The sequence below is a fragment of the Leptospira limi genome, from assembly GCF_026151395.1.
In the GTDB taxonomy this organism is placed as follows: domain Bacteria; phylum Spirochaetota; class Leptospiria; order Leptospirales; family Leptospiraceae; genus Leptospira_A; species Leptospira_A limi.
This window is the reverse complement of record NZ_JAMQPV010000001.1, coordinates 1,400,652-1,415,547: the sequence shown is the minus strand read 5'-3', so window position 1 is coordinate 1,415,547 and position 14,896 is coordinate 1,400,652. Positions and strand designations below refer to the sequence as shown.

The window sequence follows — 14,896 nt, the reverse complement described above, 5'->3', positions numbered from 1 at the left end:
TATGAAATTAGTAATAGCAATTATACAACCACACAAATTAGAAGAAGTAAAAAACGAATTAACTAAAAACGAAATTTACCGTTTAACAGTGAGTGATGTGCAAGGTTATGGCCAACAAAAAGGGAAAACAGAAGTATTTCGCGGACACGAATACCAAGTGAACCTACTTAGAAAAGTTCGTTTGGAAATTGCCGTGAACGATGAATTTGTAAAACCAACAGTCGATGCGATATTAAAAGCAGCTAAAACTGGACCGGAAGGTAAAATTGGAGATGGTAAAATTTTCGTAATGCCATTAGAAGAAGTGATCCGTATCCGAAGTGGCGAACGAGGGAATAAAGCCATCTAATGTCAATTGTAACTCCCATAGAAAAAATCCCAATTCTATGGGAGTTTTGCTTTATGTTTTAACTAATTCCAAAATGTATTCTTGGTTTGACTTTCCACCTGGAACAAATGGATACACTCCCCAATCGGATGGAATTTTGATTTCCACAAAAGCGGGTCCATCATACCCTAATAAAGTCTCTAATTCAGAATCATTTTGATCTTTTTCCCAAACCATGTAAGGAATTCCAAACGATTCACTTAACACCGCGAAGTCGGGGTGATAATGGAATTTAGAACCAGAATAAACATTTCCATAAAACAAATCTTGTTGTTGTTTTACTAAGCCTAAATGTCCATTATTCATCAAAATGATTTTTACATTTAGACTTTCTTCTCTGAGTGTCGCCAACTCTTGTAAATTCATCATAATCGATCCATCACCAGTAAAACAATAAACATTTCTAATTGGATTCGCTAAAGATACACCGATCGATGTAGGTAAACCAAAACCCATTGTTCCTTGCCCACCAGAAGTGATCCAAGTATTTGGATTTGGAAATGGATAATATTGCGCCACCCACATTTGGTGTTGCCCAACATCTGTTACGACAAAATGTTCTTCGTTGGGAATGATGGAAGCAAGTGACCTGATCAATTCTTTTGCTGGATGGATTTCTGGATTTTTTTTCCAAATCTCTATTTGTTTACCAACTGATTTCTCTATGGTTTCATTGCCTATTCCTTTGGAATATTCAAATGGATCTAGGAATAAAAGCTCAATTACGTCAGTAATATCCGATTGAAAACTCAAATTCGGTTTTCTAATTTTCCCAATCTCATTCGCCTCAATATCAATATGAATGATCTTTGCATTGGGACAAAAGGTATCTTTGTTTCCAATCGCACGGTCATCAAAACGAACACCAATGGCGATGAGTAAATCACAAATACCCAATGCCTCATTGGCTGCAACTGTTCCATGCATTCCCATCATACCCAAAAACAAAGGATCATTTTTTTCAAAAATACCAAGACCCATAAGAGTTGTTACCACTGGGATTTGGTAGAACTGAACCAATTCTCGTAATCGTTTGTATTCTTTTTTGGCTCCTCCTCCAATGTAAAACAAAGGGAATTTTGCATTTGATACATTCTCTTTCCATTCCTCTAAAAATGAATCTAAAGATTTCGTGTGATCGTATTGCAGTGGAATTTGGTTTTCTATGTTAAAACAATTGGAAGGATCTACCTCATCCAAATGATTCTCGCTCAATGGATCCTCATTTCTTATGATTATCTTGGTTTGGACATCCTTAGGTAAATCAATCCAAACAGGACCTTTTTTCCCTTCGGATGCAAAGGAGTAAGCCTCTTCTAAAACATTTGGGACCAAATTTGGATCTCCAATGGAATAAACTTTTTTTACGATCGAAGAAACGATACGTTCTGTATCTAATTCTTGGAAGGCATCAGTTCCTTTTAAGTGAGTGGGTACTTGGCCGGAAAACACTAACATAGGAACAGAATCTCGATGAGCATCAGCTACTGCTGTGATGAGATTGGCAACACCTGGACCAGAGGAAACAAATACGACACTCACCTCGCCTGTGCTTCTTGCCATCCCTTGAGCGATAAATCCAGCTCCCTGCTCATGCCTTGCAAGGACATGTTTGATGTTTGATTCCGCCAAACTTTCGTATAATGGCAAGATAGTGCCACCAGGAACACCCGAAACCAATTGGATGCCCTTTGATTCTAAAAATTGTATAATGTATTGACTTACGGTGATTTTTTCCCACATAACAGGTCTCCTCTAGTAGTTTCCCCGTCGACTTTTGCTTTCTGTCGACCGAGGAAACAAAGGGAGATTATGACAGAAAGCTAGGTATGTATGGGGAAAGGACGACGACTAGAACGAGGGTTGTGAGGACATAAGAAGGCATTCCCATTTCTAAACTGGAACTGTTTCCAATTGAGTTTGATAATGCCATAGTTTCCATATTCTAATTCTTTTATTGATCCACCGATTGTTTAGTCAAGAATTTTATTGGTAGTGGATTCACTCATTTTCTTTGGCTCGTTTGATGAGAGAATAAAAAGCAAAGGCAAAACCCAAAAAAAATCCAACGAGTAACCAAAGTGGTTCTGATTGTAAATACCCATCTAAGTAATACCCCCCGATCACAAAAAAAACAATCGAGGATACAAATTCAAAACCTGCCCCTGCCATGGCCAAAGGAGATTTATCTCCTTTACCTGGGGGAGTTTTTTGGGGTTCGTTTGTCACTGTAGGATACGACCAATACGATCAAACCTTACACTTAGTCTCCAAAGTCGATAACGTAGTGTTCTTTCGATCCAACCAAATCGAGATTCATCACCTAAATAACGGGCATTATGTGAAGAAAACACTTCGGAGTAATGGCAACGTCTTTCAAGTGCATCACCATCATATCGTTCTGCGACTTCAGGACCTTTTTCTGCTAATTCTTGTCCATCTTTGTATTCACATGTAGCATCTTTCCAATCGATGGAAAAATAAATGATAAGAGCTTTACCTAAAATATCTTCTCGTTTCACAAATCCCCAAGCACGAGAGTCATGAGAATCATCACGGTTATCTCCCATCACCATATACTGGCCTTCTGGAATTTCACAACCATGTAAAAAATCACAATACTCAAAGATATGAGCTCTTCGATCGTCCTCAAATCCTTCTAAGATGTAATGTTCAAATCCAGGTTTGACTTCCTTAAAAAGTGCTCTTTGTGTAGCTTCCAAATTATCTAAATCGGAAAGTTCTTTTCCGATTGGAACTTCTTTTGGTTCATAGGATTTAAATTCAGTAGCACCCTTTTCTTTGTACTCAATGAGTGCAAAGTGTACTCTACCTCTGTCTTTTGTTTCGATGAATTTTCTTGTGATACGGATGGTATCACCTGGTAACCCAACAACACGTTTGACAAATCGTTTGGCAAAAATTCCAGAACGAGACTCTTCTTGTCCAAGAGCAGTTGCTGGTGGGATAAAGGTGACAATGTCTCCTCGTTTTGGGTCATCAATACGGAAGAGTTCTTTTTCTGTAAATGGCATGCGAAAGGAATAACGCATTTTATTCACAAATAAAAAGTCCCCAATTTTTAAGGTAGGGATCATCGATCCTGATGGGATATTATTTGCATCTAATATGGAGGATTTAAATGCAAAAACGAGGACAACAATGATTCCAAAGGAAATTCCAGAGGCTGCTGCCCCTTCCTTTTCTGGTTCTTTGGATTCTGGTTTTGGCGAAGACTTGAAGATAGAAGAGAATAATCCCATAGTTCGAAGCTATGGAATTGGAATTTTCTGTCAAGAAAGGGGGAAAAAAAGCGCAAAAGACTTGTACTATTTTCGGGAATCGACGATACCATACATGGAGATCTTCTGCTTATGGAAACATCAATCCGTGGATTACGTAATACCCTACTTGAGATGAAGAAAAACTATTCTTTTGTCTGTGTAAAAACGGGAACCGAAACAGAAGATATGGGAGCGGAAGAAATTGCGCTCTTAAAAACAATCACTTCAGGGATTTTACCTCTTTATGTGAAAATTGGTGGGCCAGAAGCAAGGAATGATATCCGCATTTGCCAAAGGATTGGGGTTTCAGGAATTTCTGCGCCTATGGTGGAATCTGAATATGCGTTAAAAAATTTCATCCAAACGATGAAAAACCTCCTCACTCCTTCTGAATTTGAATCTTATAACAAATCCATCAATATGGAAACCATCACAGGTTACCGCAATCTTATGGATATCTTTGATTCTCCTTCTTTCCAGGAACTAGAGCAAGTAACAGCCGCTAGATCTGACTTAAGTGCGTCCATGGACAAAAAACCAGATGATAAAGAAGTGACCCGTGTTGCAAAAAAAATCATCTCAGAAGCAAAGAGCCGTGGAAAAAAAACGTCGGTTGGTGGGACAATCACCAAAACCAATTTTGAACTGATTGCAAATGAGATCCAACCTGATTTCATCAATTCGAGACACATCATGGTGGATACAAAAGAAGCGATGAAAATTGGTGCAGCCGATATCGCTGAATGTATGTTAGTATTTGAAATGGACTTATTCGAATTTTTCTCTAAAACTTTCCCTGAAAAAGGATATTATTACCGTAATCGAGTTGAAATCAATAGAGAACGAATCGGAGAAAGAAAAGTCTTGTACTTCATTCGATAAGTGGTTTATTTATTTTTTCTTTTTAGTTTAGTTACCTCCTTTCTTTTTGTTTCTCCTAAACACTTACATGCCCCCTTTCAAAAGGGGGTATCTCTTTTTTTAATCCTTCTATTCCTATTCCATTATTGGAAAAAGAAAAAAGAGTTTCAGCTAGATCGTTCGAGTCAAAGTGGAATGGCTTGGTTAAACCAAACCAAAGTCCTTCCTTATCTTGTTGGGGTGAGTGGATTCTGTTTTCTCATCACAAGTTCCTTCCATGCCTACGGGCTCACCCATTTTTTTGCGGACTCATTTTTATTGCACGATGCTGACTACGTAGGAATCTCCGATGTATTACTCTCGTTCGTGAAAGGATACGGATTTCAAAGCCATTATTATAGTGATACCGTAAATGGTAGTTACTTAAACCATCACTTTGCTCCCGGGATGGGTTTCCTTTCACCTTTTGTGAAGTGGATTCCCAATCGATATGGACTTGCCGTTGGTGTATTTTTATGTTACCAACTGACAACGATTTTATGGTTATATTGGGCATATCTAGTATCCCAAAAGAACAAACAATCAATCGATTTGAAGTTTTTAGTGATATGGGTGGTTCTTACGAATCAATTGTATTTATATCGGATTGGTTCCAGCTATCATTTTGAAATCCTTGTAGTCCTCTTTGGTTGTTTCTTTTTTTACCAATGGGAAAAATACAAAACTCTCCTTTTAGAAGGTGGAACCAAATTCACCAAACAATTGTATTTGATAGGTTTATTTCTTCTCCTATTCCTCTTGCAAAAAGAAGACATTGGTTTTTACCTCTGTTTGTTTTTCCTTCCGATTTTTCTAAATTCTCTTTTCCATTTGTTTCGTAACCATTCTCTCAAAGGAATTTTGGATGCCCAAGAGAACCGAGACTCCTTCCTTATCTTTGGGATTCTTCTCGTAACCGTTTTGTATCTAGGTTTTGTTTTTTTCCTTTTCCCGATCCTAAATGGTTCCCATTCGATTTTTGGTTGGTCTCAAGTTTTGAGACAAGAGTATCACTCCTCATTCAAACAAGTGACAGGTATACCGAAATCCATCCAAATTTATTTGGAACTTCTGATGAGTACGGGACTTGGAATCATACAACTTGTTCCCGAACTCCTTGGCATCAGTTTGATTTACCTAACCCATGTATTCTCCACTAGGCCTTGGCACCATGAAGTGTATTCGTATTATAGTTATTCACTCCTTCCTTTTTTACTCTACGGTGGGATCTTATGGCTTAAGTCAAAAAAACAAATTTCCCTTCCGATTGTTTTTCTCATCTTAGCTTGTTTGTTTTGGAAAAACTCGATGGACCAAAATTTCCCACTCGAAGCCCAATTAGAAAAAAATTTGTATGATCCCAAAATACAATCACAAGTCATCGAAGACTTACCACATGCCAATGGAATTTTACAAACTGAGGCGGCTAAAGTTTTAAGTAACAGAACCAATCAAGCAACAGAACAAATTGTATTTTCCCAATACAATCTTTCCTTTTTTATCAATGACAAGGTGACACTCTATCCGCTCGAACAATTACGCAATGGAAAGGAAATTTGCGACCAAACAAAGATTTGTTATGTGGTATTGGCACCTGAGTTTACAGATACGATTCTTTGGCCGAAACAACGAATTCTCGATACCTTTGCAGAGGCAAAAACTCTTAACGATCAGAAAATATGGCAAGGAAAACAAATAGAGGTTTGGGCCCTCTCGAAGTAAAATCGGAAGTCTATCTTCCATCCGAAACTTGGGTTTCGCGGAACAAACAATCTATGAAATCAAAAGAATCTAGTGAGAAAATAGATAACCTATTTTATTTGTATATTTTATCAATTGGATACATTTACGAAACAATATGAAAGACTTCGTATCCATTGTCTCTTTTTTCGATACGGATTTGTCCTTCTAACACCAGTTTTTGGATGATGCTATAGACAAGACCAAGTGCTGTTGGTAAGTGACCACCATTATGCACTTTTTTCCCAATCGCCGCTTCCATTAATACTTTTAAGTCGGATTTCCCTTCCCGTAACCTTCGTAATACCCCTTTCTCTAAGATACTCAGAGTTTTTTTCACAAGAGTAATCGTTTTTTTGGGATCTTCAATTTCGCTCCCATGAGCAGGCAACATCCGTTTGATGGGTTCTTCTAATAACTTAGATAGTGTAAAATAATAATCCCCTAAGTTCCCATCCATCTCAGAATAAATGGCTGTGAGGTTTGCAATGATGAGGTCTCCTGAAAAATAAACCCCTGCCTTTGGATCAACTGGAGTGATATGGTATAAATTATGACCTGGTGTGTGTAAAAACCGGAATAGCTTTCCGCCTAACTCTAAACTGTCATTATGATCAATTGCCACATCTATGCGTAAAACTGGATCCCCTTTTTTGGTTTCTCCAAACTTACTAAAAAACTGACGCCAACCTTTTCTAGATTCAGCCAAAATGCGATCGAGTTCATCTTTGTCACCAAAAGCTTTGTGGAATAAATCTTCTGTGGCTTCTTCAAAGAGTAACATTGATTCCAAATAATTCCCAACTCCATCTGCCATGGCACGGTATCCATAATAGGTTACATTTTTGGCATAGGATTTAAGAACTAAGGCTGATGATATATGATCCAGGTGGTTGTGAGTGTAAATGATATGACGGATGTCTTTGAAAGAAAATCCCTTGGTTTTTAGGGATGCTTGTAACATCGGAATGGATTCGATGTAACCTGAATCAATCAGGGTGAGTCCGTCGTTTCCTTCATACAAATAGATGTTATTTGGTGCGTAAAAAGGTTGGGGCAAAACAATTTTGAAGATACCATCCCCAATGTCCTCCATCTCAGGAATTCGTTTAGGGATGGTTACTTTCAAAGTTTCACCTTATGGTTGTTTTTTGATGATCAATCTTCTTTCAATTTCGAAGATTTTTTCTGGGATTTTTTCTTTTCCCAATTTCTTTTTGTCGTTCTCTTTGAGGAAAAGATCCGCACCAAATTTATCCAATGCATCATTTGCTTTGATGTTTTTCAGACCGATAAATTGGATTTGAACTTCTCCCGCTGGGATTCCGTATTCTGTTCCTTTGTCTTCTGTTGTGAGGATACGAGAAATACAAGTTACCGTATCACCAGAGAAAGCAGGTTGTGTATGGTATCCTTCTGTGAAACCAAGTTCCCAAATTGCGTTTTCGGAAATATCACGAGATGCCATACCAGCTAACCAACCAAATACGAGTCCACCATACACCACTGGTTCTCCACCCATTGGGCCTGAGATTCCTGCAGAATACAATTTATCATAATGAAGTGGGTGTGTGTTTCCTACTCGGTAGGTCCATTGGTAGTGTTCGTCTGTGATCGTTCTACCGTTTTGGTGCACGTAAATTTGACCTGGTTTGAAGTTTTCAAAGTAAGTATGCCCCCAAGTGACATCTTTCATTTCTGTTGGGAATTTGAGATTTGGAAGTTTGAGTGCAGGAGTTTTGGACTCAGGAAAAAAAGCAGAAGCATCACCAGGTTTTGGATTTCCTTTCGGTTTTCCATTGGACTGGTAAATCATGATCTTACGTTCGTACTGTAACACCACTTCGTTTTTTTGGTTGAGGCAAAGAGTTCTCACACTTACGATTCCTGGTTTATCAGGCCCTTTGTCATCGACTGCCAAAATTTTTGTGCGAGAAGACAAGGTATCACCAGGATACACTGGCATTAAAAATTGTGCGTTGTAATAACCAAGGTTTGCAAGCGCCTTTTCACTGTTATTCTGAACACCAATAGAAAGTGCTAAGTTAAACACCATGAGTGGGTGGACAAGTAGGTCTTGGAACCCATGTGCCTTTGCATATTCACTGGATAAGTAAAGTGGATTGGCATCCATAAACACAGTGGCAAATTCTTGGGCAAAACTTCTGTCGACTGTGAATTGGCGAGGGTGAACGTAAATATCACCGACATTGAATTCTTCGAGGTATCGTCCGTAGATGTTCTTCTTGATGTCAGAGAGAGAGGCAGGGGTTTTGGGAGCTAACTCACCAAAGGGGGACACTGATTTTTCGACCATGGGAATTCCTTTTTCGAATGGGATAGGACTAATTTTCCAAGAGAGGTCCTACAGAAAACGATTTTTCCAGCTCATCCGGTCGCTCGTTTGGCGTATTCCTCCTTCCAAGCGCTGTGCCAAAGGTACCATTCTTCCCGAACCGCACGGTACCTTGTCAAATCACTGCGCACTTCTTGCATCAGTAATTCCAATTCTTCCACTCGGCGAAAAAGTCGTAAGGTCAAAGCCTCCCACTCTTCCTGGTTCTCTGCCATCCATGGTTCCATAATTTATCTATCGGCGGATCTTTTCCGTAAAATGTTGCTTTTTTAGTCCTATGCGCATTCGATTCATGGATCATGAGCTTTGTTTTCCCGACAGAAGATTCCATTCCCGCTGCTTACCGCATCTCACCCATCCACCAAACCAAATACCTTCTCGGTGGCGAAATTCTGGAGTGGAAGGGAGAAACACAAATCGTCAAGTCTCCGATTTTTCTCGAACGGAATGGCAAATTGGAACAAGTGGTTCTCGGTTCTTACCCAAGTTTCGATGAAACACAAAGTCTAAAAGCACTCGATGCCGCAGTGAAAGCTTACAACCACGGAACAGGTGTTTGGCCCACTTCCACACCAGAGGAAAGGATTTTGGCAGTGAACCATTTTGTTTCCCTCATGAAAGAAAAACGAAACCAAATCATTTTACTTCTGATGTGGGAAATTGGAAAAACGGAAAAAGATGCCACAAAAGAATTTGATCGCACCATCGAATACTTAGAAGACACAGTCGATGCACTCCGAGAGCTGGAATCCAATTCTTCTAAATACATACAAGAAAGTGGACTCATTGCCCAAATCAAACGTTCCCCTTATGGAGTGGTTTTGTGCATGGGGCCATTTAACTACCCGTTAAACGAAACTTTTTGTACCTTAATCCCTGCAATCCTTATGGGAAATACAGTTGTTTTCAAACCCGCAAAGTATGGTGTATTGCTTTTAGAACCACTCCTCGAATGTTTCCAAAAAGCCTTTCCCCCTGGTGTGATCAACACTGTCTATGGTGATGGGGCCAAAGTCATTTCACCCATTATGGAATCAGGTAAAATTGATGTGTTTGCTTTTATTGGTTCGAGCCAAACTGCAAATCTCATCACAAAAAAACATCCCAAACTCAACCGCCTAAGGTCTGTTCTCGGACTCAATGCAAAAAATCCTGCCATTATCCTTCCCGATACCGATTTAAAAACAATGGTTCCTGAAATTATTTCGGGATCCTTGTCATACAATGGACAACGGTGTACCGCACTCAAAATCCTTTTTGTCCACAAAGATATCTTAGATGAGTTTACCAAATTGTATTTGGAAGAATTTTCCAAATGGAAAGCAGGAATGCCTTGGGAAAAAGATGTTAACTTCACTCCGCTCCCTGAAGAAGGAAAAACCAAATGGCTAAAAGAACTTTTGGATGATGCAATACAACATGGGGCAAAGATCTTAAACCAAGGTGGTGGGGGAATTATAGAATCCTTTATGACACCTGCCATCCTTTCACCCGTCTCACCTAACGCTCGTCTGTATCACGAAGAACAATTTGGACCACTTGTTCCGATTGTCCCATTTACACACATTGAAGAACCAATGGAATACATCATCAATTCGAATATGGGCCAACAAGCAAGTGTGTTTGGGGAAGACCCAAAAACGATTGGAAAACTCATCGATACCTTGGTCAACCAAGTGGCTCGTGTGAATTGGAATGCACAATGCCAACGTGGACCTGATGTGTTTCCATTTTCAGGAAGGAAGGATTCAGCAGACGGAACCCTTTCTGTTTCCGATGCCCTACGTGTTTTTTCCTTACGCACAGTGGTGAGCTTAAAGGACACGGAAAGGGGACGTAATCTTCTAGGAGATGTACTGAGGACAAAAAGTTCCCGGTATCTCTCAGAAGAATTTCACTTGTAAGTCCTCTACTTTTCTCCGATCATTGAGACAGGGGAATCCCTAATTTGTTTTAATAGGGAAAGAGGGAGGAAAATGTACAAACAGATTGTTCGAATGATTTCCTTCCTTGTTGCCTTGGGATTCCTTTCCTGTAATCCAGTCAAAGGACGTGATGAGTACCTCTTAACCCTTGTCAATGGTTTGACAACGACCTCTGTTACAAATTCGTTTTCGATCGGTCCGTCTTCTAAAATTAATGTGACAAGTGCGAGTGTTGTGTTAACGTACGGAACATCACAAACATTCGGAATTTCACTTGGAGTGGTTCCTACGTCGAACGTTACAATCAATTTAGCATTCGATACAAGTAAACTTTCGATTGATGGTAATGTCACGACACCACTTACCTCTTATTTAACATTTACACCTGCAAATTATAATACTCCACAAACAATAACTTTAGCATCTCTTGCCACAACACCTACGACTTCAAGTTTATCCGTTTCTTCTTCAAGTGTAGATACAAATTTTAATAACATCACAGGTAGTATTGCAATTCGACATAGAGTTATGTTCTATACCGGAAGTTCCTTTTTAATGAAGCAAAGTGATGTGGCCCCAAGTTTGTCTCCCTATGCTGGATTTCCGTATACATCCTGTTCTGTGAGCCCATCACTACCACCAGGTCTTAGTTTGAATACATCTTCCTGTGTGATTTCTGGCACACCAACTGCGACACAAGGTAGCATAAACTATACTGTTAGTGCAACGAATGGAACTATATCCGATACAGAAACCATATCGATTCAAATTCAAACAACTGTTTATAAAGTCTTTGTAACTGCGTCCACGTATAACGGAAATTTAGGAGGTATTTCAGGAGCTGACACGAAATGTGGTTCAGATGCCAATAAACCGTCAACAGGAACTTATAAAGCGATGTTAACTACCGATAGTGGTGCAAGGCGAGCGTGCAATGGTTCTGCAAATTGTACTAATGCTACAGAAAATACGGATTGGGTATTTCAATTCGGTCGTAATTATATACGTGCCAGTGATTCTGCTTTTTTATTCACACCAAACTCTGCCGGAATTTTACCAGCAAGTTCAAATACCTTTTCAAACCCATATACAATGTCTCATGCATTTGATTCGGGAACTCTGAAAACATATTGGACTGGACTCGCATTCCCCAACTCTAATTGGCAAGCAGCTACCGCTCAACCTACCAATACATGTTCGAATTGGACGAGTGGGGTAGCAACGCCAACACCAAGCCAAGGAGGGAGAATCGGTAATTCGAATGCAACAAATTACACGGCTTTTCGAAATGGATCTGGTGGAGTTTCTTGCGATACACTTAACTATATTGTCTGTGTCGAACAATAATCCCAAACGTTTCCGCCAAATCCTGTTGATGAATCTTTGGATCATCCGAAAACAAAACCAATTCGAGTTTTAAAAACAATTCCACCTCGTATTTTCTTCTCGCTTTCTTAAAAATTTCCATTACACTTACCCACCGTGATCCAAATCCTTATCAATTCTCTTGCTGGTAAAACCGTATCCCTCACCCAAAAAACAACAGATTCCTTGTTAAAAGGAGTTCAATTTCTAGTCAAAGGAAGTCTCTCTTCCACGGGCGATGGATTGGATTTACTCTCCAATGCTTTTTTTTATAAACCTGAATGGAGAGATGCCCTCCAAAAACTCGGCGTACAAGTGAAGGACAAAGGTATCCGATCCAATGAAGAGCTCCAAAAAACAATCGAACTCACAAACCAAGCCTTTGACAAAGCACTCTTCAAAGTAGAACTCACAGCAAAAAAAAGTGATGATATGGTGTTTGATAACCGTATGGTCTCAAGTATATTAGGAAGTTCTCATAACCAAAAATTCAAACTCACAAAAATTGATATGAGTTTTCGAACCTTCGGTAAAGACATCACTGCAAAAGAAACCATCACAGAATACCTAAACTCAGGCAAAACAAAATCTGTCTTATTTTTACCGGGACTTTTTACGGACGAAACAGTTTGGCAAGAACAAACTGTCGAATACAAGAACAGGAAAATTACCTCTCCAGGCCTTGCTACGGAACTTGCGGAATGCGGATACTTCTCATTTTATCTCAGATACAACCATGGTCTACCCATCCATGAAAATGGAAAAAAACTCATGCACTTACTAGATGTATTTTTTGAAGAAAACAAAGAAATCCATCCAGACATCATCTGTTATAGTTTGGGTTGTTTGATTTTTCGATCCTGTATGTACCATGCAAAATTAGAAAACAAACCTTGGATTACAAGACTTGGGAAAATCACACTCGTTGCAGCACCTAACAAAGGTTCTTATTTAGAAAAAATTGGCTTTTGGTTAGGTTTTTTATTTGAAAAGAGTCCAAACGTTGCCTTAAAGATCATTGGAATGATCGGAAATTTGCGAAGTGATGCCATCAAAGATTTATCGTTTGGCCTCATCCGAAAAGAGGAAAAAGGTTGGAAGGAAACAATTTCTGGATACTTTGCAGAGACTTATTTTGGTGAATTGGATGATTTGGATGTGTACCAAGCATATGCTCTTATGGAAGGACCTGAGAATCCACTACAGAATTTTTTAGGTGATGGAATCGTTGAGAAAAAAAGCCTAACCTATTTAACGGACAAAGTGTTCGATAAAAAACCAAATCCTGCACTTCGTACATTGGAATTAAAAAAACAAAACCATTTTTCCATCATCAGCTCCCGTCCCCTCATCCATTGGGTGAAGGAAGTATTTGGTGTGGCACCAAAAGTTTAAATTGCCAATACCTCCAAATGAACTTTTACAGATTCGGAAAGTGCATGGAAATCATACCCACCTTCCAAAAACGATAAAAGTTTACCTGCAGAGTAAGTGTTTGCAATTTTTTTCACTTCTTCAGTCAGTTTTTCATACGAGGATGTATTTAGGTTCATGCCAGCTAACGGGTCTTTTGCGTGGGCATCAAACCCAGCTGAAACCAACACAAACTCAGGTTGGAAAGTTTCCATCTCTTTATGGACCATTAAAAATTGGTCTAAATATTGCTTTTCTTCCGCACCTCGCGCCATAGGCAAATTGAGTGTAAAACCTGTGCCTTTCCCTTTGCCTCGTTCTTGTGAGGAACCAGTCCCTGGGTAAAAAGGGTATTGGTGGAGAGATACAAAATATACAGAGTCATCTTCGTAAAACTGGTGTTGGGTGCCATTCCCATGATGCACGTCCCAATCCAAAATCAAAATCCGTTTGATCCCTTGGGTTTGAAGGTATTTGGCAGTGATTGCAATATTATTGAATAAACAAAATCCCATCGCATGATCTGCTTCCGCATGATGGCCTGGAGGCCGAACAAGAGCCATACCGTTTTTTAATTTACCATCTAAAATGTCTTGTGCAAGAGTCACACCTGCCCCAACAGCAAAACTTGCCGCCTGAAATGAATTTGGTGAAAAAACAGTATCTCCATCCAAATACCCAGATCCTTTTTCTTCACAAACTCTTCCCACCAAACGAACGTAATTTGGATCGTGAATCATAGAAATTAATGACAAAGGAGCTTCCTTAAATGTTTTTTTCCATTCAAAGGATTGAGATGGTAAGTCAGAAATTTTATCTAAAATCGATTCTAAACGTACATGAGTTTCCGGATGACCTGGGCCAGTTTTGTGATCTAAAAAAGAGGAATGGAATGAGATACCCGTTTTCATTGGAATAACATAAACCTTTCGATATAAACAATCATCTCTATGATTTCAGCGATAATCCGATCAATTTGTTTTGTAATTTGAATTTTTTCGTCAGGAGAGATTGTTTTGTCCAAACCTGCATTTCCATAAACAGCATAAAAGGTTTTGATATCATTTGAGAAGTCTGAGTTAAACCAATCTTTAAACACTCGTTGTTTCATCTTGTATTCAGGCCGGATGTTTCCAGTGAGTTCCCAAATCCCACCTTCACCAAAACGTAATCTTAATTCAAACAAACCTCTATCCTTTCGGATGTATACTTCCTCATCAGTTTGTGCAAAATCAAGTTTTCGTAACATCACAAGGACGATCAGAATGTTTTCTAAATATTCGATTAGATCTTTTTTTTCAGTTCCGCTGATTTTTGCATCATCACCCAAATGTTGGAGATAGGACTCACCCATTGATTTATAAAGTTTTGAGACTTCCACCATTCGGTCTTTAAATTGGACTTGTTCTGATAAAACTTCTGGGAACCGACCATAGGATTTGATCTGGAAGTCATTTGTGATTTCAATCATGCCCAAATTTTGGGAGGGTCAGGGAATTTCGTCAATCGATTCGATTTGAAATTT

Annotated in this window: 14 protein-coding genes; 6 read left to right on the top strand and 8 right to left on the bottom strand. The window is 39.2% G+C overall.

All coding sequences use genetic code 11. The annotated features are described in order from the left end of the window. Position 1 precedes the first annotated feature (1 nt). Positions 2-349, top strand: a complete 348-nt coding sequence (locus ND812_RS06605; RefSeq protein ID WP_002975072.1) for a P-II family nitrogen regulator — start codon at positions 2-4, stop codon at positions 347-349. A gap of 51 nt (positions 350-400) precedes the next feature. Here the strand turns inward: ND812_RS06605 and ilvB are convergent, their stop codons facing one another. The 3 genes from ilvB to lepB form a co-directional block, all read right to left on the bottom strand. Then, positions 401-2,131: a biosynthetic-type acetolactate synthase large subunit gene (gene ilvB / locus ND812_RS06600; RefSeq protein WP_265374798.1), complete on the bottom strand. Its 1,731-nt coding sequence runs from the start codon at positions 2,129-2,131 to the stop codon at positions 401-403. A 258-nt stretch (positions 2,132-2,389) separates the two neighbouring features. Further along, positions 2,390-2,617 (bottom strand): AtpZ/AtpI family protein, encoded by a 228-nt coding sequence (locus ND812_RS06595; RefSeq protein WP_265374797.1) that lies wholly within the window; start codon positions 2,615-2,617, stop codon positions 2,390-2,392. Continuing rightward, on the bottom strand, positions 2,614-3,651 hold the full coding sequence (gene lepB, locus ND812_RS06590; RefSeq protein WP_100718413.1) for a signal peptidase I: 1,038 nt from the start codon (positions 3,649-3,651) through the stop codon (positions 2,614-2,616). Before lepB ends, ND812_RS06595 begins: the two co-directional genes overlap by 4 nt. 111 nt (positions 3,652-3,762) lie before the next feature. On the opposite strand from lepB, the gene ND812_RS06585 reads away from it, so the two are divergent. Then, a complete protein-coding gene (locus tag ND812_RS06585; RefSeq protein WP_265374796.1) occupies positions 3,763-4,554 on the top strand; it encodes an aldolase in 792 nt (263 codons plus the stop codon). Between the two features lie 174 nt (positions 4,555-4,728). Continuing rightward, the gene (locus ND812_RS06580) at positions 4,729-6,294 is read left to right on the top strand and encodes a DUF2079 domain-containing protein (protein ID WP_322113652.1); all 1,566 of its coding nucleotides are present in this window, start codon (positions 4,729-4,731) and stop codon (positions 6,292-6,294) included. Positions 6,295-6,418: 124 nt separating this feature from the next. Here ND812_RS06580 and ND812_RS06575 read toward each other — a convergent pair whose 3' ends face one another. The 3 genes from ND812_RS06575 to ND812_RS06565 form a co-directional block, all read right to left on the bottom strand. Continuing rightward, the gene (locus tag ND812_RS06575; protein WP_265374794.1) at positions 6,419-7,441 is read right to left on the bottom strand and encodes an MBL fold metallo-hydrolase; all 1,023 of its coding nucleotides are present in this window, start codon (positions 7,439-7,441) and stop codon (positions 6,419-6,421) included. Between the two features lie 9 nt (positions 7,442-7,450). Continuing rightward, entirely contained in the window at positions 7,451-8,629 is a 1,179-nt protein-coding gene (locus tag ND812_RS06570) for a MaoC family dehydratase (protein ID WP_100718408.1), read from the bottom strand. A gap of 71 nt (positions 8,630-8,700) precedes the next feature. After that, positions 8,701-8,883, bottom strand: coding sequence for a hypothetical protein (locus ND812_RS06565; protein ID WP_207762651.1), 183 nt, complete (start codon positions 8,881-8,883; stop codon positions 8,701-8,703). An 84-nt stretch (positions 8,884-8,967) separates the two neighbouring features. On the opposite strand from ND812_RS06565, the gene ND812_RS06560 reads away from it, so the two are divergent. The 3 genes from ND812_RS06560 (at position 8,968) to ND812_RS06550 (ending at position 13,353) form a co-directional block, all read left to right on the top strand. Further along, positions 8,968-10,572 carry an NADP-dependent glyceraldehyde-3-phosphate dehydrogenase gene (locus ND812_RS06560; protein ID WP_100728817.1) on the top strand — a complete coding sequence of 535 codons (1,605 nt, stop codon included), beginning with the start codon at positions 8,968-8,970 and terminating at the stop codon, positions 10,570-10,572. A gap of 72 nt (positions 10,573-10,644) precedes the next feature. Next, positions 10,645-11,940 carry a DUF1554 domain-containing protein gene (locus ND812_RS06555; protein WP_265374793.1) on the top strand — a complete coding sequence of 432 codons (1,296 nt, stop codon included), beginning with the start codon at positions 10,645-10,647 and terminating at the stop codon, positions 11,938-11,940. 135 nt (positions 11,941-12,075) lie between these two features. Continuing rightward, positions 12,076-13,353 (top strand): esterase/lipase family protein, encoded by a 1,278-nt coding sequence (locus ND812_RS06550; protein WP_265374792.1) that lies wholly within the window; start codon positions 12,076-12,078, stop codon positions 13,351-13,353. On the opposite strand, the gene ND812_RS06545 is transcribed toward ND812_RS06550, so the two are convergent. Together ND812_RS06545 and ND812_RS06540 are read right to left on the bottom strand one after the other, a co-directional pair. Continuing rightward, entirely contained in the window at positions 13,350-14,282 is a 933-nt protein-coding gene (locus ND812_RS06545) for a histone deacetylase family protein (RefSeq protein WP_265374791.1), read from the bottom strand. The genes ND812_RS06550 and ND812_RS06545 overlap by 4 nt on opposite strands. After that, a complete protein-coding gene (locus ND812_RS06540; protein WP_265374790.1) occupies positions 14,279-14,842 on the bottom strand; it encodes a hypothetical protein in 564 nt (187 codons plus the stop codon). Before ND812_RS06540 ends, ND812_RS06545 begins: the two co-directional genes overlap by 4 nt. Positions 14,843-14,896: the final 54 nt, after the last annotated feature.